Below are 19,591 nucleotides of genomic sequence, written 5' to 3'. Positions count from 1 at the left end.
CGTCGGCGCGGGTCAGACCTCGACGACGGTGGGAACGATCATGGGCCGACGCCGGTACGCGTCGTTCACCCACCGCCCCACGGTGCGCCGGACGATCTGCTGGAGCTGGTGCGGGTCGGTGATGCCGTCGGAGGCCGCGCGGTTGAGGGCCTCGGTGACCAGCGGGATCACCGGGCTGAACGCCTCCGGGTCCTCCGAGAAGCCCTTCGCCGAGAGCGTCGGGCCGCCCACCACCTTGCCGGTCACCGAGTCGACCACCACCGTGGTGGCGATGAACCCGCCGTCGCCGAGGATCCGGCGCTCGGTGAGCAGCGACTCGCTGACGTCGCCGACGGCGAGGCCGTCGACGTAGACGTAGCGGCTCTTCACGTGCCCGACCAGGCTGGCCCGGCCCTCGACGAGGTCGACGACGTCGCCGTCCTCGCAGAGCACCACCCGGTCGGGGGCGACGCCGGACTCGATGCCGAGGCGGGCGTGCGCGCGCAGGTGCCGCCACTCGCCGTGCACCGGCATCAGGTTGCTGGGACGGACCACGTTGAGCAGGTAGAGCAGCTCGCCGGCGGGCGCGTGGCCGGAGACGTGCACCTTGGCCACGTCCTTGTGCACCACCACGGCGCCGGCCCGGGCGAGCCGGTTGATCACCCGGTAGACCGAGGTCTCGTTGCCGGGCACCAGCGACGAGGCGAGCACCACCGTGTCGCCTGGGGCGATGGTGATGTGCCGGTGGTCGCCGCTGGCCATCCGGCCCAGGGCGCTCATCGGCTCGCCCTGCGAGCCGGTGGACATCAGCACGATCTGCTCGGGCGGCATGTTCGTCGCCTCTTCCAGCCCGACGACCAGCCCGGCCGGGATGTTGAGCAGCCCCAGGTCACGGGCGATGCCCATGTTGCGGACCATGGAGCGACCGATGAGAGCGACCTTGCGGCCGTGCTCGGCGGCGGAGTCGAAGACCTGCTGCACCCGGTGCACGTGCGAGGCGAACGACGCGACGATGATCCGGCCCTTGGCCTTCGCGAAGATCGAGTCCAGCACGGGCCCGATCTCCCGCTCGGGGGTGACGAAGCCGGGGATCTCCGCGTTGGTGGAGTCCGAGAGCAGCAGGTCCACGCCCTCGGCGCCGAGCCGGGCGAACCCGGCCAGGTCGGTGATCCGGCCGTCCAGCGGGAGCTGGTCCATCTTGAAGTCGCCGGTGTGCAGCACCAGGCCGGCGGGAGTGCGGATCGCCACCGCGAGCGCGTCGGGGATCGAGTGGTTGACCGCGAAGAACTCGCACTCGAACGGGCCGAGCCGCTCCCGGCCCCCCTCCCGCACGGTCAGCGTGTAGGGCTGGATCCGCCGCTCGGCCAGCTTCGCCTCGACCAGGGCGAGGGTGAACTGGGAACCGACCAGCGGGATGTCGGGCTTGTGCGCGAGCAGGTAGGGCACCGCGCCGATGTGGTCCTCGTGGCCGTGCGTCAGCACGATCGCCTGGACGTCGTCGAGCCGGTCCAGGATCGGACCGAAGTCGGGCAGGATCAGGTCGACCCCGGGCTGCTCCACGTCGGGGAAGAGCACCCCGCAGTCGACCACCAGCAGCTTGCCGTCGTACTCGAAGACGGTCATGTTGCGACCGATGGCGCCGAGCCCGCCGAGCGGGATGATCCGCAGCCCACCCTCCGGCAGCGGCGGGGGCAGTTCCGTCTCGAAGTGCGCCTCGGTCACGCGTCCACCTCATTCTGCGACGCCGTCACTCGGCGTCCGTCGTGTCGTTCGGTCATTCGGGCAGTTCCAGGCCCGCCGCCGCGCTGTCGGCGCGGAGCTGGGCGATCTCGTCGTCGGTCGCGTCCACCAGCGGCGAACGCACCGGTCCGGCGGGCTTCCCGGCGGCCGCCAGGCCCGCCTTCACCAGGATCACGCCCTGGGTACGGAAGATGCCGGTGTACAGCGGCAGCAGCCGCCGGTGCAGGCTCAGCGCGGTGGCGGTGTCCCCCGCGTCGTACGCCTCGATCATCTGCTTGGTGAGCGCGCCGGTGAAGTGGGTCGAGGTGCCGACCACGCCGACGCCGCCCACGGCCAGCGAGGGCAGGGTGAGCGAGTCCTCGCCGCTGTAGAAGGCGAGGTTCGTCCGGCTGGTCACCCAGCTCGTGGCGGTCAGGTCGCCCTTGGCGTCCTTGACCGCGACGACCCGGGGGTGTTCGGCCAGGCGCACCATCGTCTCGGTGGCGATCGGCACGCCCGCCCGGTGCGGGATGTCGTAGAGCATCACCGGCAGGCCGGTGGCGTCCGCGACGGCGGTGAAGTGCCGCAGCAGGCCGCTCTGCGGCGGCTTGTTGTAGTAGGGGGTGACCACGAGCAGGCCGTGGGCGCCGGCCTTCTCGGCGGCCACGGAGAGCTCGATGGTGTGCCGGGTGTCGTTGGTGCCGACCCCGGCCACGACCTTGGCGCGGTCACCGACGGCCGCCACGACGGCCCGGATGAGCTGTTCCTTCTCCGCCTCGGTGGTGGTCGGCGACTCGCCGGTGGTGCCGTTGACCACCAGCGCGTCGTTGCCCTGCTCGTCGACCAGGTAGCTGGCGAGCTGCGCGGCGCCGTCGAGGTCGAGCGAGCCGTCGGCGGTGAACGGGGTCACCATGGCCGTGAGCACTCGCCCGAAGGGGCGGGACACCGCCCGGGCGGGCGTGTCAGGGTGGTCGTGCGTCATGCCACCAACCTAGCGGACGACCACCGGCGCCCCGCCGGGGAAGGCCTCAGGACAGCTCGGCGTGCGGGCTCGCCGCGACCTCGGTGCCGTCGGGCAGGGCCGAGACGACGAAGTCGGCGAAGACGTTCGGGGCGACGCCCTGGAGCTGCCGCAGGCACTCCACCGCCAGCTCACGGATCTCCACGTCGGCGTGCTCCGTCGCGCGCATGGCGATGAAGTGCCGCCAGGCCCGGTAGTTGCCGGTGACCACGATGCGGGTCTCGGTGGCGTTGGGCAGCACGGCGCGGGCCGCCTGACGGGCCTGCTTGCGCCGCAGCGTGGCGTTCTCCACGTCGGCGAAGCGCCGCTCCAGCCCCTCCAACAGCTCGTTGTACGCGCGCACGCTCGCCTCGGCCGCCTCCACGAACTTCTTGTGCAGCTCCGGATCGTCGGCGATCACCGAGGGCTCGACCATGGCCGCGTCGCGCTCCGGCACGTACCGCTGCGAGAGCTGCGAGTACGAGAAGTGCCGGTGCCGGATCAGCTCGTGGGTGAAGGAACGGGACACCCCGCTGAAGTAGAAGCTGACCGAGCCGTGCTCCAGCACGCTCAGGTGCCCCACCTCGAGGATGTGCGCGAGGTAGCCGGCGTTGGTGGCGGTGGCCGGGTTGGGCTTCTTCCAGCTCTGGTAGCAGGCCCGGCCGGCGAACTCCGCGAGCGCCTGGCCGCCCTCGGCGTCGGTCGACCACGGCACCTCGTCGGGGGCCTCGAAGTGGGTCCACGCGATGAGCTTGACCTGGGGCTGCACCATCTCCGGCATTCCTGGGACTGTAGCGGCGGCGCCCCGGGCCACCCAAGCCAGGCTCGCCGGGTGCAATCTCGGTCACCGGACGGCACCGGCGGCCGGATCGCGGTAGCCCGGTGCGGTGAGCGGGGTGACGGCAGGTTCGTAGGCGCGACCGGCCGGCGCAGGCGCGGACGTCAGGCCCAGCGCCACCGCCGGGTGGCAGGCGTGGACGTCGGGCCAGGCGCGGGTCAGACGTAGAGGGAGGTGAAGGGCGCCCAGGGCAGGTTGCGCAGGATCGTGAAGGCGAGCCAGGCGGCCAGGAAGACGCCGATCGCCCGGGAGCTGATCCGCAGCTCGGGCAGGCGCCAGCCGAACGCCTGCTTCCCGGCCCAGGCGACGAAGAGGTAGGCCAGGAAGGGCAGCGCGAAGACGAAGAGGAAGTGGTGCCGGGCGGCGGCCGGCAGGTCGCCGTGCAGGACGTACCAGAGCGCGCGGGTGCCGCCGCAGCCCGGGCAGTCCAGCCCGGTGGTGAGCTTGAGCAGGCAGGTCGGCGCGGCGTCCGGCGCGGAGCGCGTGGGATCGCTGATCAGCGCGTAGCCGATGCCGGCGGCGACGCAACCGAGCGCGGCCAGCGGCACGGCCCAGCGCGGTGAGCGGTCGTAGAGGCGGACGACGAAGCGGGTGAGCCGGTCCGGCTCGGCGACGGGGTAGGCCGCTGCCCCCGGATAGGGCGAACCCGGATAGGGCGAACCCGGATAGGGCGCCCCGGGGTGGGGCGAACCCGGATAGGGCGAACCCGGGTGGGGTGGCGCCTGGTCCGTGGGCCGTCCGTCGGCCGGTGCCGCCGGGCCCGCCTGGGGCGGGGCGTCGAGCCCGCCCGTCTGCGGATGCGACGGGGAGGCCGGTCCGTCAACGCTCGTCACGTCGCTCACCGTACACCGGCCACGCCCACCAGCGCGGCGGCCAGCGGCGCGGCCAGGTCGCCGGCGGCGGGCGGGGCCACCGCGTCGAGCCCCAGCCAGCCGGCGAGGCGGTGCAGCTCGGCGGCGAGCGCCAGGGCGGTCTCGCCCCGGTCGACGCCCGGCTCGCCCCACGCGGCCGGCACCAGCAGCACGCCGGCCTTCCGGTCGGCCTTCAGGTCGACCCGGGCGGTGAACCGCTCCCCCTGGAGGAAGGGCAGCACGTAGTAGCCGTGCACCCGCTGCGCCGCCGGCACGTAGATCTCGATGCGGTAGCTGAAGTCGAAGAGCCGCTCGGTGCGCGCCCGCTCCCAGACCAACGGGTCGAACGGGCTGACCAGGGTGTTGCCGCGCACCCAGCGGGGCAGGCGCGCCCCGGCGTGCAGCCAGGCGGGCCGCCGCCAGCCCTGCACGGCGACCGGCAGCAGCTCGCCCGCCTCGACCAGCTCGGCGATGGCCTGCCGGGCGCCGGCCACCGGCAGCCGGAAGTAGTCGCGCAGCTCCGGCTCGGCGGCCACCCCGAGCGACCGTGCGGCGATGCCCACCAGCGCGCGGTGGGCCTCCGCGTCGGTCGGCGTGGGCGCGTCGAGCACCGCGGCCGGCAGCACCCGCTCCGGCAGGTCGTAGCGGCGGGCGAACGACGTGGTGCGCTCGGCGGCCGTCACCTCCCCCGCCCAGAACAGGAACTCCAACGCCCGCTTCACCGCCGACCAGTTCCACCCCCAGTTGCCGGTCTCCCGGGGCGCGTCGTGCTCGATGTCGGCGGCCGTGAGCGGCCCCCGGACCGCCACCTCGTCGCGGACCCAGGCGACCAGGCCGGGCTGCTCCTCGACGATGCGCCGCATCCCGCCCCAGGCCTCCGAGCGGGCCCGGGCCATCCGCCAGCGCAGCGCGGGGTGCAGACCGACGGGCACCAGCGACGCCTCGTGCCCCCAGTATTCGAACAGCTCCCGGGGGCGGCGGTAGGCGGCGGCGTCGAGCAGCGACGTCGGGTAGGGCCCGAGACGGCTGTAGAGCGGCAGGTAGTGCGCCCGTTGCAGCACGTTGACCGAGTCCATCTGGATCAGCCCGACCCGGTCGAGCACCCGGCGCAGGTGCCGGCGGGTGGGCACCCCGGTGGGCGCGGGGTCGGCGAAGCCCTGGGCGGCGAGCGCCACCCGGCGTGCCTGGGCGAGCGAGAGCGATTCCGGTGCGGTCATCGTCGGGCACCCTAATCCAGACGTACGACACCGGTGCGGACGCTGGACCGGTGACCCGCCGGGGCATACAACGGACGCATGCTCACGATCCGTCGCGAGGCACCCGACGACGCCGAGGCGGTCGCCCGGGTGCACATCCACGGCTGGCAGGCCGGCTACGCCGGCATCATGCCCGAGGAGGTGCTGCGGCGGCTCAACGTCACGGCCTGGGCCCAGCGCCGCCGGGACGTCGGCACCGCCGACCCGGAGCACCCGTTCACCACCCTGCTCGCCGAGGTCGACGGGGCGCTGGTCGGGTTCACCACGTTCGGCCCGTACCGCAACAACCAGGACCGGGGCGACCTCGACGCCGCGCACGGCGAGGTGGTGGCGATGTACGTCGAGCCGGCGTACTGGGGCGACGGCACGGCGCGGGCACTGCTGGCCGCCGCACGGGCCGGGCTGGTCGCGCGGGGCTGGTCGGACTACCGGCTCTGGGTGCTGGAGGCCAACCACCGGGCCCGCCGGTTCTACGAGCGGGCCGGGCTGTCACCGGACGGTGAGCGCTCGACCTATCCGGTGCCGCTGGCCGGCGGGGCCGCGCCGGTCGGGCTGGTCGAGCTGCGGTACGCCGGCCGTCTCGACGGCTGACCCGGCCGGCTCCGCCCAGCGACGGCTGAGTCGGCTGGCGTCGCCCAGCGACGGATGGGCAGGAACGCCAGCAACGCCAGGCTGATCCAGACGTAGGTGTTGCTGCCGAGGAAGCCGTCGAGGCCGGTGAAGTCCTTCTCCCAGGCCCAGACGATCCGGCTGATCAGGAAGCCGTACCCGACGATCGCGGCGCCCAGCAGGACGCGACGCCGGCGGCTGCCCGCGGGCGCGGCCATCCCGTTGTCCACCAGCAGGATCAGCGCGGGCAGCAGCCAGACCAGGTGGTGCACCCAGGTGACCGGGCTGACCAGGCACATCACCGCGCCGGTCAGCGCCAGGCCGGTCGCCTCGTCGCCGGCGGCCACGGCGGCGCGGGAGCGCCAGGCCCACAGCACCAGGGTGGCGAGCACCAGGGCCAGCCAGGCCAGGGTGCTCGGGTGTTCCGGGTTCAGCCGGGCGACCACGCCGCGCAGCGACTGGTTGGAGACGAACGCCAGCTCACCGACCCGGCCGGTGTTCCACAGCGCCTCCGTCCAGAACTCCCGCGAGGCGTCCGGGAAGAGCGCGGCGGCCAGCAGCGTCGTGCCGGCCGCGGCGGCCATCGAGGTGACCGCAGCCCGCCAGCGGCGGGTGACCAGCAGGTAGACGATGAAGATGCCCGGGGTCAGCTTGATCGCGGTGGCCAGGCCGATGCCCACGCCCGCCCACCGGCTGCCGGCCGGCAGCAGCCGCAGCAGGTCGATCGCGACCAGGAAGAGCAGCAGCATGTTGACCTGGCCGAAGTTGACCGTCTCGCGCATCGGCTCGTACGCGGCGGCCAGGCAGAGCGCCACGGCGAGGGCGAACCAGCGGGTCCAGCCCGACCGGCGGGAGATCGGGTCGACCAGCCACCAGAACAGCACGGCGGTCACCACCACGCTGGCCGCCACGCTGACCGCGATCGCCGCCGTCCACGGCAGGTACGCCATGGGCAGCATGACCAGGGCGGCGAAGGGCGGATAGGTGAAGCCGTACTGGGTGCCGGGTTTGAGGAAGTCGTAGATCTCCCCGCCGTCGTGCACCCACCACGTCAGCGCGCCGTAGTAGACCTTGAGGTCGAAGAAGCCGTGCCGGACGGCGGCCACGGAGAGGAAGGCGGTCACCGCGACGGCTAGCCCGACGACGCCGGTGACCTGCCCGATCGTCTTTCTGGCACCCTGCGCCACCATCGCCTCCCTGGCCCTGCGTAGGCTTCCGTCCCATGGCTCTCGGGTACGTCCGCCCGGCGCGTCCGGAAGACGCCGGCGAGATCGCACGCATCCAACTCGCGACCTGGCGGGTCGCCTATCGCCGGATCCTGCCCCGGCACGTGCTCGACAACCTGGACGAGGCGTGGCTCGCCCGTCGGTGGAGCGCGGCCGTGCAGGAGCCGCCCTCCGGCGCCCATCGGGTGCTGGTCGCCGTCGAACAGGCCGAGCAATCGTATCTGGTGGGGTTCGCCGCCTCCGGTCCGGCCGACGCCGAGGCGCTCGCGCCGGGCGAGCCGGCGGAGGTCCTCGGGCCGGACGTCGCGGCGGTGACGGACCTGCTGGTGGAGCCGCGCTGGGGCCGGCGGGGGCACGGCAGCCGACTGCTCGCCGCGACCGTCGACCTGTGGCGTGCCGACGGGTTCACCCGCGCGCTGGCCTGGGCCTTCGACGGCGACGCGGCGACCCGGAAGTTCCTCACCAGCACCGGCTGGGAGCCCGACGGGGCGGCCCGGGCGCTGGACGTGGAGGACATGCTCGTCGCGCAGGTGCGCCTGCACGTGGCAGTGCCCGGTGACGCGGACCCGGCGGACGCGACGCCCGCCGAGGCGACGCTGCCGGACCTGAGGCCCGACGAGTCGTCGCCCGTGACGCCCGGGGACTGACCGACCGGCGTTCCCGGAGCACGCCACGCGGTGCCCACGTTCCGCCGGAAACCGTCGGGGGCGTCGCCTACGGTGACCCCATGGTCGCGGTGACGGCGTCCACGACAGGGAGGCGACAGGCATGTTCACGGACACGAGGGCGTGGAGCAGTTTCTCGGTGGACGACACCGGGCAGGCCGAGCGGTTCTACACCGACACGCTCGGTCTGCGGGTGTCGCGCGACGACGACATGGGCGGCCTGCTGACGCTGCACCTGGCCGGCGGCCGGGACGTCATTGTCTATCCGAAGGCGGACCACACCCCGGCGGCCTACACGGTGCTCAACTTCCCCGTCGAGGACGTCGACCGGGCCGTCGACGAGCTGACCGCGCGCGGGGTCCGCTTCGCGCGCTATCCCGCGATGCCCCAGGACGAGCGGGGCATCATGCGCGACAACGGGCCGACCATCGCGTGGTTCACCGACCCGGCCGGCAACATCCTGTCGGTGATCGAGGCGGGCTGACCCGCCGTCGTGGGCGGGCGGGGCCGGGCCCGGGCGGTCCGCCGGAGCGAGGCGGGCTCGGGTCAGGTGCGCGGTCGGCCCCGCACGGACGGCAGGAGCTCGACGACCAGCTCGTCGTCCTCCATCACCCCCGTGGGCACGAATCCGAGGCTCGTGTAGAGGCGGGCGGCCTGGGCGTTGTCGGGGTGGTAGGAGAGCCGGACGGGATGTCCGCCGTCCTGGTCGCCCAGCCACGCGGCCAGGGTGCGCACGGCCGCCCGGCCGACGCCCCGGTCCTGCTCGGCCGCGTCGATCACCATGCCGCCGATCCAACGCGACCCGTCGTCGTCGACGCCCCACATGACGTGCCCGACGACGGTGTCGTCCGCGTACACCGCCAGCGAGTTCCACACCTCGGAGCGCATGCTCAGCAGCAGGTAGCGGGCGGCCAGCGCCGCGACCCACGCGCGCTGGTCGTCGCGCGGGGCGACATCGGCCACCGCCCGCCAGTTGTCGTCGTCCACCGGGCGCAGGGTGACCCGGCGCCCGGCCCGGTCGGAGAGTCCAGATTCGATCACCCGGGCAGCCTAGGGACCGCCCGGGTGCTCCGCGAAAGGTTTACCGTCAGTCGAGCAGGGCGTCCAGGCCGACCGTCAGCCCGGGCCGGGTGCGGACCGCGCGGACGGCCAGCAGCACCCCCGGCATGAACGAGACCCGGTCGTACGAGTCGTGCCGGATCGTCAACGTCTCCCCCACGGTGCCGAAGAGCACCTCCTGGTGGGCGACGAGCCCGGTGGCGCGCACGGCGTGCACGCGTACCCCGTCGATGTCGGCGCCCCGGGCGCCCGCGACCTCGTCCTTCGTGGCGTCCGGGACGGGGCCGAGCCCGGCCTCGGCGCGGGCGGCCGCGACCAGCCGCGCGGTGTGCGTGGCGGTGCCGCTGGGGGCGTCCAGCTTGCGGGGATGGTGCTGCTCGACGATCTCGACCGACTCGAAGTGCCGGGCGGCGCGGGCGGCGAACTGCATCATCAGCACCGCGCCGATGCCGAAGTTGGGGGCGATCACCACGCCCACCCCGGGCTTGTGGGCCAGCCAGCCGCGCACCCGCTCCAGCCGCTGCTCGGTGAAGCCGGTGGTGCCGACCACGGCGTTGATGCCCTGGTCGATGCACCAGTGCAGGTGGTCCATCACGACGTCCGGGGTGGTGAAGTCGACGACCACCTCGGCCCCGGCGTCGGACGCGGCGAAGAGGCCGTCGCCCTGGTCGACCATGGCCACCAGTTCCATGTCGGCGGCGGCGTCCACGGCCCGGCACACCTCGACGCCCATGCGCCCCCGGGCGCCCAGCACGCCGACCCGGATCAGCTCGTCCGGGCTCTTCTCCTGCTCGTCACTCACGGGGCACAACCTATCCCAATCGGGACGCGCGCGTCCGAGCGGACCGTCAGCGGCCGGAACGCACCCGTCCCGGGCCGACCGGCCGCCGCCGGGCAGCACCCATCCGGGCGGACCATCGGCCGCCGGGGACGCGCCATCGCGGGCAGGCCGGTGCCGGGCAGGAGTGCGGGACGGGTCAGCGGGTGGCGAAGTCGTTCGCGTCGAACGGGCCGACCACGGCCAGCGACATCGGCCGGCTCAGCAGCTCGGCGGCCAGGGTGTTGACGTCGGCCACGGTCACCGCGTCGACCCGGCCGAGCAGCTCGTCGACCGGCATCAGGTGGCCGTAGAGCAGCTCGCCCTTGGCGAGCCGGCTCATCCGCGAGCCCGTGTCCTCCAGGCCCAGCACGAACGAGCCCTTGCTCATCCCCTTACCCCGGGCCACCTCGGCCTCGGTCAGGCCGTCGGCCGCCACCCGCGCGAGTTCCGCCCGGGTCAGCTCCAGCACCTCGTCGACCTTGCCGGGCGCGCAGCCGGCGTAGACGGCGAAGAGGCCGGTGTCGGCGTACTGGCTGGCGTAGGAGTAGACCGAGTAGGCGAGGCCGCGCCGCTCGCGGATCTCCTGGAACAGTCGGCTCGACATGCCGCCGCCGAGGATGTTGTTGAGCACGCCGAGGGCGAAGCGCCGCTCGTCGAGCCGGTCGATGCCGGGGCAGCCGAGGATGACGTGCGCCTGCTCGGTCTCCTTCGGCTCCACCAGTGTGGTGGCGGGCTTCGTGCGTACGGTCGGGGTGGCCGACCGGTGCGGCGCGGGCGTCGCCGGGTCGGTGTCCAGCGGGGTGCCGCGCAGCGCCTGGCGGACCAGCTTGACCACCGTGGCGTGGTCGAGGTTGCCGGCGGCGGCGACGACGATCCGCGACGGCGTGTAGTGGCGGCGGTAGAAGCCCTGGATCTGCCGCCGGGTCATCGGCGTGACGGTCTCCTCGGTGCCGGAGATCAGCCGGCCCAGCGGGTGGTCGCCGTAGGCGGCGCGGGCGAAGAGGTCGTGCACCTCGTCGCCGGGCTCGTCGTCGTGCATGGCGATCTCCTCGAGGATCACGCCCCGCTCGGTCTCCACGTCGGCCGGTTCCAGCAGCGAGTCGGCGACCGCGTCGCACATGACGTCGATGGCCAGCGGCAGGTCCTCGTCCAGCACGCGGGCGTAGTAGCAGGTGTATTCCTTGGTGGTGAAGGCGTTGGTCTCGCCGCCCACCGCCTCGATCTCGGCGGAGATCTCCAGCGCGCTGCGCTTGTTGGTGCCCTTGAACAGCAGGTGCTCCAGGAAGTGCGCCGCGCCGGCCTGCGGGCCGGTCTCGTCGCGCGAGCCGACCGCGACCCAGACGCCGAACGAGACGCTGCGCATCGCCGGGATCGCCTCGGTGAGCACGCGCAGCCCGCTGGGCAGCACGGTACGCCGTACCGTGCCGCCCAGCGGGTCGTCACTGATCGTGCGGGTCACCGCCCGGGCGGCGCCGCCGGAGCGGGCCGCCCCGGTGCTGCGGTGCGAGGCCCCCGCGGGGCCCGGGACGGACGCCACCCCCCGTCGATCCGGCGGAAACGGCGCGCTGACGGCCCGACTCACGTGTTGCTCCCAGATCGACGAGGGGTGGGTGATGCGATGGTGCGGTGGGTCAGCTGCGCCGGGTGCGGCGGCGCGGACGCTCGCCGCCCTCGCCACCCTCGCCGCCGCCCTCGCCGCGCTCGCCGCCGCCCGGGCCACGACCGCCCCGGTCGCCGCCGCGCTCACGGTCGCCCCGGTCGCGCGGAGCCCGGTCGTCGCGGTCCCGACCGGCCGGACGCTCGCCGCCGGCGGCCTCACCGGCGGCCGGCGCCTCGGCGCCCTCCGGGCGGACCTTGTCCAGGTAGATCTTGCCGCGGGCGTCGATGTCCGCGATCTCGACCTCGACCCGGTCGCCGACGTTGAGGAAGTCCTCGACCTTGTCGACCCGCTTGCCGTCGCCCACCTTGGAGATGTGCAGCAGGCCGTCGCGGCCCGGCAGCAGCGAGATGAACGCGCCGAACGCGGCGGTCTTGACCACCGTGCCGAGGAACCGCTCCCCGGCCTTCGGCAGCGTCGGGTTGGCGATGCCGTTGATCCGGTCCACCGCCGCCTGGGCCGACGGGCCGTTGGTGGCGCCGACGTAGATCGTGCCGTCGTCCTCGATGGAGATCTCGGCGCCGGTCTCGTCCTGGATCGCGTTGATGGTCTGACCCTTCGGGCCGATCACCATGCCGATCTTGTCGACCGGGATCTTGACGGTGGTGACCCGCGGGGCGTACTCCGACATCTCGGCCGGGCCCTCGATCGCCGCCTGCATCACGCCGAGGATGGTCTGCCGGGCCTCGTACGCCTGCTGCAGCGCGGCGGCCAGCACGTCCGACGGGATGCCGTTGAGCTTGGTGTCGAGCTGGAGCGCGGTGACGAACTCCGGCGTGCCGGCGACCTTGAAGTCCATGTCACCGAAGGCGTCCTCGGCACCGAGGATGTCGGTCAGCGTCACGTACTGGGTCTTGCCGTCCACCTCGTCGGAGATGAGGCCCATGGCGATGCCGGCCACCGGCGCCTTCAGCGGCACACCGGCGGAGAGCAGGCCCAGCGTCGAGGCGCAGACCGAGCCCATCGAGGTGGAGCCGTTGGAGCCGAGCGCCTCGGAGACCTGCCGGATGGCGTACGGGAACTCCTCGCGCGACGGCAGCACCGGGATCAGCGCCCGCTCGGCGAGCGCGCCGTGGCCGATCTCGCGCCGCTTCGGCGAGCCGACCCGGCCGGTCTCACCGGTCGAGTACGGCGGGAAGTTGTAGTTGTGCATGTAGCGCTTGCGGTTCTCCGGGGACAGGGTGTCCACCATCTGCTCCATGCGCAGCATGTTGAGGGTGGTGACGCCCAGGATCTGGGTCTCGCCACGCTCGAACAGCGCCGAACCGTGCACCCGGGGCAGCACGCCGACCTCGGCGGTCAGCGGGCGGATGTCGCGCGGGCCGCGGCCGTCGATGCGGACCTGCTCGCGCAGCACCCGGTTGCGCACCTCGGACTTGGTGAGCGACCGGAAGGCGGCGCCGAGCTCCTTCTCGCGGCCCTCGAAGCGACCGCCGAGCTCCTCGGCGACCTTGGCCTTGATGCGGTCCAGGGCCTCCTCGCGGTCGGCCTTGCCGGCGATCTGGAGGGCCTCGGCGACCTCGGCGCGGGCCAGGTCGGCCACCGCCCCGTAGACGTCGTCCTGGTAGTCGAGGAAGACCGGGAACTCGGCGACGGGCTTGGCGGCCACCTCGGCAAGCTCGGCCTGCGCGCGGCACAGCTCGCGGATCGCCGGCTTCGCGGCCTCCAGGCCGCTGGCCACGATCTCCTCGGTCGGGGCGGTCGCGCCGCCCGCGATCAGGGTCACGGCGTTCGGCGTCGCCTCGGCCTCGACCATCATGATCGCGACGTCGCCGTCCGGCAGCGAACGGCCGGCCACGACCATGTCGAAGGTGGCCCGGGCCAGCTCCTCCAGGGTCGGGAAGGCGACCCACTGGCCGTCGATGTGCGCGACCCGGGTCGCCCCGATCGGGCCGGAGAACGGCAGGCCGGAGAGCTTGGTCGACATCGAGGCGGCGTTGATCGCCACGACGTCGTAAGGGTGCTGCGGGTCGAGCGCGAGGATGGTCTCGACGACCTGGACCTCGTTGCGCAGGCCCTTGACGAACGACGGGCGCAGCGGCCGGTCGATCAGCCGGCAGGTGAGGATCGCGTCCTCGCTGGGCCGGCCCTCGCGGCGGAAGAACGAGCCGGGGATGCGGCCCGCGGCGTACATCCGCTCCTCGACGTCGACGGTCAGCGGGAAGAAGTCGAACTGCTCCTTCGGCTGCTTGCCGGCGGTGGTGGCGGAGAGGACGACCGTCTCGCCGAGCTGGGCGACGACGGAGCCGGCGGCCTGACGGGCCAGCCGGCCGGTGGAGAAGGTGATCTCACGGGTGCCGAAGGACCCGTTGTCGATCACGGCGGTGCGGGATTCGGTGCCGAGGTTGGTCTCGGTCATGGTGCTGTCGTGCTCCTTCGCATCGGGGGCCCACGACGCGGGGAGCTGCTCAGACGGCCGGTCTTCGATCGAAGCGCCCGGGTGGCCGGCGCGAGGCCGGGATGCCCGGGGGCCACTACCGGAGACCGGTACGCTGACCGGCTCCCTTTTCAGGTGGTCGCGCGGCCCGGTTTTCGTGTGGCGGCGAAGCGGGGGAGCGGCCCGGTCGGGCCGCTCCCCCGTCACGTCACCGGCGCAGGCCGAGCCGCTCGATGAGCGACCGGTAGCGGTTGATGTCCTTCTTCTGGACGTAGTTGAGCAGCCGACGGCGACGGCCGACCAGCAGCAGCAGCCCACGGCGGCTGTGGTGGTCGTGCTTGTGCACCTTCAGGTGCTCGGTGAGCTCGGCGATCCGCTTGGTGAGGACCGCGACCTGCACCTCCGGCGAACCGGTGTCGCCCTCGGCGGTCGCGTACTCCGCGCGGATCTTGGCCTTGGCTTCCTGGTCGAGCGCCATGTTCTCCCTGTTTCGTGGGTTGTTCGATGATGTCCGTCGGCTCGGTCAGTGGACCGGAAACGGACCGGTACCTCGCACCCGCGGCGTCGTGCAGGCACGCGAGGCCCCACGTCGGTCAGCCGACGTCCCCGCCAGACTACCAGCCCGGCCGGGTGGCGGCCTGTCAAGGGCCGCGACGCGGTCAGCCGAGCACGCGCCGGGTCCGCTCGACGTCCTGGTTCATCTGGGCGATCAGGGGCTCGATCGCGTCGTAGCGGATCTGCCCGCGCAGGTGCGCCACGAAGTCCAGCGCCAGCCGCTCGCCGTACAGGTCGCCGGTGAAGTCGAGCACGTACGCCTCCACCCGCCGCTCCCGCCCGGAGAACGTCGGGTTGGTGCCCACCGACACCGCCGCCGCCAAAGGCTCGGGATGGCCCCGGCGCACCAGCCGGGCGGCGTAGACGCCGTCGGCGGGGATCGCCGCGTACCGGTGGCAGAGCAGGTTGGCGGTGGGGAAGCCCAGCTCGCGGCCCCGCTGGTCGCCGCGGACCACCACGCCCTCCACCCGGTGCGGACGGCCGAGCGCGGCGGCGGCGGCCGTCACGTCCCCGGCGTCGACGCAGGAGCGGATGTACGTGGAGGAGAAGACGGTGCCCGCCTCGGCGACGAGCGGCGCCCCCTCCACGGCGAAGCCGAAGGTGCGTCCGAGCCGCTCCAGCAGCGCCACGTCGCCGGCGGCCTTGTGCCCGAAGCGGAAGTTGTCGCCCACCACCACCAGGGCGGCGTGCAGGTGCTCGACGAGGATGTCGTGCACGAACGCCTCGGCGGGCAGCCGGGAGAACTCCGGGGTGAACGGCACCACGCAGAGCACGTCCACGCCGAGCGCCTCGATCAGCTCCGCCTTGCGGGCGGTCTCGGTGAGCACCGCCGGGTGTGAACCGGGGCGCACCACCTCGGCCGGGTGCGGGTCGAAGGTGACCACCACCGACTGCACGCCCAACTCGCGCGCCCGGGACACGGCGTGCCCGATGGTCGCCTGGTGCCCCTTGTGCACGCCGTCGAAGACGCCGATGGTGACGACCGACCGCCCCCAGCCACCGGGCGCCGCGTCGTACCCCCGCCACCGCTGCATGCCGCTCCTCCCCTGCCTCCGCGGCGGCCCGCGCCGGCCGCCGGTCCTACGCCCCGCGCCCGTCAGGCGGGGGCGAGCACGATCTCCGCGCGGGCCCGGCCGTCCCGCTCGCTGACGATAGCGATCAGCCCGCCGTCGGGGCCGAAGACCGCGTAGGGGCCGGCGATCCCCGCCGGGTCGAGCGGCCCGCCGTGGGAGAGCACCTTCGCCTCGTCGGCGCCGGCGTCGCGGCGCGGGAAGAACCGGTCGGCCGCCGCGGCCAGCGGCAGGTTCACCACCTCGGGGGCGCGCTGCTCCAGCTCGTCGAGGGTGGCGGCCTCGGTGAGGGCGAAGTTCCCCACGGCGGTACGGCGCAGCGCCGTCAGGTGGCCGCCCACCCCGAGCGCCAGGCCCGCGTCGCGGGCGATCGCCCGGATGTACGTCCCCGAGGAGCAGGTCACGTCGATGTCCACGTCCACGACGTCCGGCGTGTCGCGGCGTACCGCCAGCAGTTCCAGCCGGGACACGGTGACCCGGCGGGCGGGCAGCTCGACGCTCTCCCCCTCGCGCACCCGCTTGTACGCCCGCTGCCCGTCGATCTTGATGGCGCTGACCGCGCTCGGCACCTGGTCGATCTCCCCGGTCGACGCGGCGAGCGCCGCCCGGATCGCCTCGTCGGTGACCGTGCCGGCGGGCGTGGTGGCGATCACGTCGCCCTCGGCGTCGTCGGTGACGGTGGCCTGGCCGAGCCGGACGGTGGCGGTGTAGCTCTTGTACGCGCCGATCACGTAGGTGAGCAGGCGGGTGGCCCGCCCGACCCCGATCACCAGGACGCCGGTCGCCATCGGGTCGAGGGTGCCGCCGTGTCCCACCCGGCGGGTCCGCGCCAACCGGCGGATGCGCGCCACCACGTCGTGCGACGTCATGCCGCCGGGCTTGTCGACCACGATCAGACCGTCTGTGCTCACGACACCCAAGCCTGCCAGACCGGGCCGGACGCCCCGCCGCCGCCGTACGGGGTCGGGCGGGCGGCCGTCGCGTCGTCCACGTCCTGGAGCGTCAGCGGCTGCGACCCGGCCTGCCGGCGGCCACGCCGAGCGACGACGTCGACGGCCCCGACCGGCGGCCCGGCGACGGCGAGAGCCGCTGACCGGCACCGACAGCGTCGACGCCCGTCCTGGTCGTCGGGGCACGGCTCAGCGCACCGCGCCGACCACGGCCCAGCCCCCGGAGCGCAGCCGCAGCAGCAGGGCCACCAGCCGGATCACCACGAACAGCGTGAGTCCCGCCCAGATGCCGCCGAGGCCGAGGCCGAGCCCGTACGCCAGCCAGATGGCGGGCAGGAAGCCGCCGAGCGCGGCCACGATGGTGAGGTTGCGCAGGTAGCGGACGTCGCCCGCGCCGATCAGCACGCCGTCGAGGGCGAACACGACACCGGCCAACGGCTGCATCGCCACGAACCACGGCCAGGCGAGCATGGCCTGCTCGCGTACCTGCGGATCGGAGCTGAACCAGCCGGGGACCACGCCGGCGCCAGCGGCGATGAGCACGGCGAACGCCACGCCGCAGACGCCGCCGAGCAGCCCGATCCGGCGGGCGACGTCCCGGGCCGCGGCGGCGTCGCCCGCTCCGAGGGCCGCGCCGACCAGCGACTGGGCGGCGATGGCGAGCGCGTCGAGCACCAGGGCGGTGAAGAACCACAGTTGCAGGGCGATCTGGTGCGCGCCCACGGCGGCGGCCCCGAAGCGGGCGGCGACGGCGGTGGCGGAGAGGAAGCTGGCCTGGAACGCGACGCCCCGGATCAGCAGGTCCCGGCTGAGCGCCAGTTGCTGCCCGATGAGCCGGGGCCGGGGCCGCAGCGACACCCGTTCGGCGACCAGCGCCCCGGCGAAGAGCATCCCGCAGATGGTCTGCGCGATGACGTTGGCCACGGCGGAGCCGACCAGGCCCAGCCCGGCCGGATAGACCAGCAGCGGGCAGAGCAGGGCGGAGAGCAGGTTCGGGCCGAGCACGAACACCAGCGGTCGGCGCATGTCCTGCACGCCGCGCAGCCAGCCGTTGCCGGCGGCGGCGAGCAGGAGCCCGGGCGCGCCGAGCGCCGCGACCCGCAGCCACTGCGCGGCGGCGTCGGCCACCTCGCCGGGGCCTCCGGCGAGGGTACGCGCCAACGCCCCACCGCCGACCTGCATGCCGAGGGCGACCAGCACCCCCACCGCCAGGGCGAGCCACGACGCCTGGACGCCCTCGGCGACGGCGGACGCCCGGTCCCCCGCCCCGAAGCGTCGGGCCGAACGCCCCGTGGTGCCGTACGCGACCACGGTGCCGAGCCAGGCGATGAGCGTCAGCACCGTCCCGCCGACGGCGAGGGCGGCCAGCGGCACCCGACCGAGATGCCCGACCACCGCCGTGTCCACGAGCACGTAGATCGGTTCGGCGGCCAGCACCACCAGCGCCGGCAGGGCCAGCGCGGCGATCCGGCGGGGCGCGGCGGCCCGGTCGAGGGCGACGGTGTGGCTCATCGCCGCCGATCCTGACACGGCATCGGTAAGGATCGCAAGCTAGCCGATCACTTACCGGATGCCCGGCCCGTCCGTCGCCGGCGGGACGCCCTCCACGGCCCCGAACAGGACCACTCCCCCGACGAGCACCGGCACGGGCGGCGACTCCCCGACGAGCCGGCCCGCAAGCAGTACGGCGGCGCGCGCCTCCGCCCGGATGCCGCTTCACCGACTCCCCGTCTCGCCGGCAGCTGCGCCGGGGAGACGAGACGGCCAGTTGATCGTGCTCTACCCCCAGGCGCGCGCGGCACCGCCGCGACCGGCGCGACCGGTACGACCGGCGTGGGCCGGCGTGGGCCGGCGGCGACCGGCGCGGATCGGCGGCGACCGGCGTGGGCCGGCGGCGACCGGCGCGGATCGGCGGCGACCGGCTTGGAGCAGGGCGGGAAGGCGCCACCCGTGGGTGCCGGCGCCGGGACGCACGCCCTCGCCGTGGCAGGGGGCGGACCAGGACCGACGGGCACGGCCGGGCCGCCGACCCCGTCGGGGTGCCGCGTGACACGGACGGCAAGCCGACCAGCGCGACCAGGGACGTCCTGGGGCCCCTCACCTTCGCCCTCACCCGACGCGAGCCCACCGCCCCGCCTGACACCGCACGAGCGCCCCCCGGTGATCAGGACGCCATGGACGTTATTCGGCCTTCTTCAGGTCCATGGCGTCCTGATCACCGGGCGTTCCGGGCGTCCCTGACTGCGCCAGCGCTCAGCGGGCGGACATCCACCCGGCCTGCGGCATACGGGCAGCAGGCGGTCAGCGGACGACAGACAGGCATCGGACGGGCAGCAGGCGGCAGGCGGCAGGCGGCAGGCGGCAGGCGGCAGGCGGCAGGCGGCGGGCGGCGGGCGGCGGGCGGCGGGCGGCGGGCGGCGGGCGGCGGGCGGCGGGCGGGCGGCAGGCGGCAGGCGGCAGGCGGGCAGGCTGCGGGCGGCGGGCGGGCAGGCATCGGACGGGCAGCAGGCGGCAGGCGGCGGGCAGCGGGCAGCGGGCGGGCAGCAGGCCCTCGGCGCAGCCCCGGTGCCGGGCGACCAAAGGCGCGGGCTTTCGTGGCGGGCACGCGGAGCGGGGCTACCGGGAAAGGCGCGGCCTCCGTCGCGGGGCGCGCAGGTGCCAGGCCACTCGAAAGGCGCGGGCCTCCGTCGCGGGCACGCGGTGAGCGGGGCCACCGGAAAACGCGGGCCTCCGCTGCGGGCGCCGGGCCGATGGGAGAGCGCGGGACGTCCCTGGCGGGCACGCGGGCGAGCCACCGGCTGGGCGCGGGCTTCCCTGGCGGGCACGCGGGCCGGGCCACCAGGAGGCGCGGCTGCCGTGCTGGGCATTGGGGCGCCGGGACGGGCATGAAGGGTGGGGGACGAGGTGGGCCCGGAGGGAGGGCGGATTGGTGCTCAGGGCCCGGTGCGGGGTGACGCTGT

Annotated in this window: 17 protein-coding genes; 3 read left to right on the top strand and 14 right to left on the bottom strand. The window is 74.1% G+C overall.

Annotated elements, in window-relative coordinates:
* Positions 1 to 12 precede the first annotated feature (12 nt).
* The 5 genes from CLT72_RS30235 to CLT72_RS30215 all read right to left on the bottom strand — a co-directional run bounded on the left by CLT72_RS30235 (position 13) and on the right by CLT72_RS30215 (position 5,604).
* Positions 13 to 1,701, bottom strand: a complete 1,689-nt coding sequence (locus CLT72_RS30235; RefSeq protein WP_089001472.1) for a ribonuclease J — start codon at positions 1,699 to 1,701, stop codon at positions 13 to 15.
* A 52-nt stretch (positions 1,702 to 1,753) separates the two neighbouring features.
* The gene (dapA, locus tag CLT72_RS30230) at positions 1,754 to 2,680 is read right to left on the bottom strand and encodes a 4-hydroxy-tetrahydrodipicolinate synthase (RefSeq protein ID WP_101414648.1); all 927 of its coding nucleotides are present in this window, start codon (positions 2,678 to 2,680) and stop codon (positions 1,754 to 1,756) included.
* Between the two features lie 46 nt (positions 2,681 to 2,726).
* Positions 2,727 to 3,470, bottom strand: coding sequence for an FAD-dependent thymidylate synthase (thyX, locus tag CLT72_RS30225; protein ID WP_101415470.1), 744 nt, complete (start codon positions 3,468 to 3,470; stop codon positions 2,727 to 2,729).
* Positions 3,471 to 3,694: 224 nt separating this feature from the next.
* Entirely contained in the window at positions 3,695 to 4,378 is a 684-nt protein-coding gene (locus CLT72_RS30220) for a DUF2752 domain-containing protein (RefSeq protein WP_396801178.1), read from the bottom strand.
* Complete coding sequence (locus CLT72_RS30215) at positions 4,375 to 5,604, bottom strand: winged helix-turn-helix domain-containing protein (RefSeq protein WP_101414647.1); 1,230 nt, start codon at positions 5,602 to 5,604, stop codon at positions 4,375 to 4,377. Before CLT72_RS30215 ends, CLT72_RS30220 begins: the two co-directional genes overlap by 4 nt.
* 78 nt (positions 5,605 to 5,682) lie before the next feature.
* On the opposite strand from CLT72_RS30215, the gene CLT72_RS30210 reads away from it, so the two are divergent.
* A complete protein-coding gene (locus tag CLT72_RS30210) occupies positions 5,683 to 6,234 on the top strand; it encodes a GNAT family N-acetyltransferase (protein ID WP_101414646.1) in 552 nt (183 codons plus the stop codon).
* Here the strand turns inward: CLT72_RS30210 and CLT72_RS30205 are convergent.
* Entirely contained in the window at positions 6,156 to 7,439 is a 1,284-nt protein-coding gene (locus CLT72_RS30205; protein WP_101415468.1) for a glycosyltransferase 87 family protein, read from the bottom strand. The genes CLT72_RS30210 and CLT72_RS30205 overlap by 79 nt on opposite strands.
* 35 nt (positions 7,440 to 7,474) lie before the next feature.
* On the opposite strand from CLT72_RS30205, the gene CLT72_RS30200 reads away from it, so the two are divergent.
* Together CLT72_RS30200 and CLT72_RS30195 are read left to right on the top strand one after the other, a co-directional pair.
* On the top strand, positions 7,475 to 8,125 hold the full coding sequence (locus CLT72_RS30200; RefSeq protein ID WP_250100706.1) for a GNAT family N-acetyltransferase: 651 nt from the start codon (positions 7,475 to 7,477) through the stop codon (positions 8,123 to 8,125).
* Positions 8,126 to 8,246: 121 nt separating this feature from the next.
* Complete coding sequence (locus tag CLT72_RS30195; RefSeq protein WP_101414645.1) at positions 8,247 to 8,627, top strand: VOC family protein; 381 nt, start codon at positions 8,247 to 8,249, stop codon at positions 8,625 to 8,627.
* A 62-nt stretch (positions 8,628 to 8,689) separates the two neighbouring features.
* On the opposite strand, the gene CLT72_RS30190 is transcribed toward CLT72_RS30195, so the two are convergent.
* The 8 genes from CLT72_RS30190 to CLT72_RS30155 all read right to left on the bottom strand — a co-directional run bounded on the left by CLT72_RS30190 (position 8,690) and on the right by CLT72_RS30155 (position 18,143).
* A complete protein-coding gene (locus CLT72_RS30190) occupies positions 8,690 to 9,184 on the bottom strand; it encodes a GNAT family N-acetyltransferase (RefSeq protein WP_101414644.1) in 495 nt (164 codons plus the stop codon).
* 46 nt (positions 9,185 to 9,230) lie between these two features.
* Positions 9,231 to 10,004: a 4-hydroxy-tetrahydrodipicolinate reductase gene (gene dapB, locus CLT72_RS30185; RefSeq protein ID WP_089001479.1), complete on the bottom strand. Its 774-nt coding sequence runs from the start codon at positions 10,002 to 10,004 to the stop codon at positions 9,231 to 9,233.
* Positions 10,005 to 10,179: 175 nt separating this feature from the next.
* Positions 10,180 to 11,604 (bottom strand): M16 family metallopeptidase, encoded by a 1,425-nt coding sequence (locus CLT72_RS30180; RefSeq protein WP_101415467.1) that lies wholly within the window; start codon positions 11,602 to 11,604, stop codon positions 10,180 to 10,182.
* 49 nt (positions 11,605 to 11,653) lie between these two features.
* Positions 11,654 to 14,038, bottom strand: coding sequence for a polyribonucleotide nucleotidyltransferase (locus CLT72_RS30175; protein WP_101414643.1), 2,385 nt, complete (start codon positions 14,036 to 14,038; stop codon positions 11,654 to 11,656).
* 226 nt (positions 14,039 to 14,264) lie between these two features.
* Positions 14,265 to 14,534 carry a 30S ribosomal protein S15 gene (rpsO, locus tag CLT72_RS30170; RefSeq protein ID WP_043962418.1) on the bottom strand — a complete coding sequence of 90 codons (270 nt, stop codon included), beginning with the start codon at positions 14,532 to 14,534 and terminating at the stop codon, positions 14,265 to 14,267.
* 181 nt (positions 14,535 to 14,715) lie between these two features.
* On the bottom strand, positions 14,716 to 15,645 hold the full coding sequence (locus CLT72_RS30165; RefSeq protein WP_101414642.1) for a bifunctional riboflavin kinase/FAD synthetase: 930 nt from the start codon (positions 15,643 to 15,645) through the stop codon (positions 14,716 to 14,718).
* Between the two features lie 62 nt (positions 15,646 to 15,707).
* On the bottom strand, positions 15,708 to 16,592 hold the full coding sequence (gene truB / locus CLT72_RS30160; protein WP_101414641.1) for a tRNA pseudouridine(55) synthase TruB: 885 nt from the start codon (positions 16,590 to 16,592) through the stop codon (positions 15,708 to 15,710).
* Positions 16,593 to 16,820: 228 nt separating this feature from the next.
* Entirely contained in the window at positions 16,821 to 18,143 is a 1,323-nt protein-coding gene (locus tag CLT72_RS30155; RefSeq protein ID WP_101414640.1) for an MATE family efflux transporter, read from the bottom strand.
* Between the last annotated feature and the right edge of the window lie 1,448 nt (positions 18,144 to 19,591).

The organism is Micromonospora sp. CNZ309 (genome assembly GCF_002846525.1).
Note: the sequence above shows the minus strand (reverse complement) of the source record. Positions and strands in the feature narration are given on the sequence as shown.

What these genes read in the sequence shown, in the direction of transcription:
- dapA (WP_101414648.1), bottom strand. Translation starts at nt 2,680, where the DNA reads ATGACGCACGACCACCCTGACACGCCCGCCCGGGCGGTGTCCCGCCCC.
- CLT72_RS30165 (WP_101414642.1), bottom strand. Translation starts at nt 15,645, where the DNA reads ATGCAGCGGTGGCGGGGGTACGACGCGGCGCCCGGTGGCTGGGGGCGG.
- rpsO (WP_043962418.1), bottom strand. Translation starts at nt 14,534, where the DNA reads ATGGCGCTCGACCAGGAAGCCAAGGCCAAGATCCGCGCGGAGTACGCG.
- CLT72_RS30155 (WP_101414640.1), bottom strand. Translation starts at nt 18,143, where the DNA reads ATGAGCCACACCGTCGCCCTCGACCGGGCCGCCGCGCCCCGCCGGATC.
- CLT72_RS30195 (WP_101414645.1), top strand. Translation starts at nt 8,247, where the DNA reads ATGTTCACGGACACGAGGGCGTGGAGCAGTTTCTCGGTGGACGACACC.
- CLT72_RS30210 (WP_101414646.1), top strand. Translation starts at nt 5,683, where the DNA reads ATGCTCACGATCCGTCGCGAGGCACCCGACGACGCCGAGGCGGTCGCC.
- CLT72_RS30215 (WP_101414647.1), bottom strand. Translation starts at nt 5,604, where the DNA reads ATGACCGCACCGGAATCGCTCTCGCTCGCCCAGGCACGCCGGGTGGCG.
- CLT72_RS30175 (WP_101414643.1), bottom strand. Translation starts at nt 14,038, where the DNA reads ATGACCGAGACCAACCTCGGCACCGAATCCCGCACCGCCGTGATCGAC.
- CLT72_RS30200 (WP_250100706.1), top strand. Translation starts at nt 7,475, where the DNA reads ATGGCTCTCGGGTACGTCCGCCCGGCGCGTCCGGAAGACGCCGGCGAG.
- thyX (WP_101415470.1), bottom strand. Translation starts at nt 3,470, where the DNA reads ATGGTGCAGCCCCAGGTCAAGCTCATCGCGTGGACCCACTTCGAGGCC.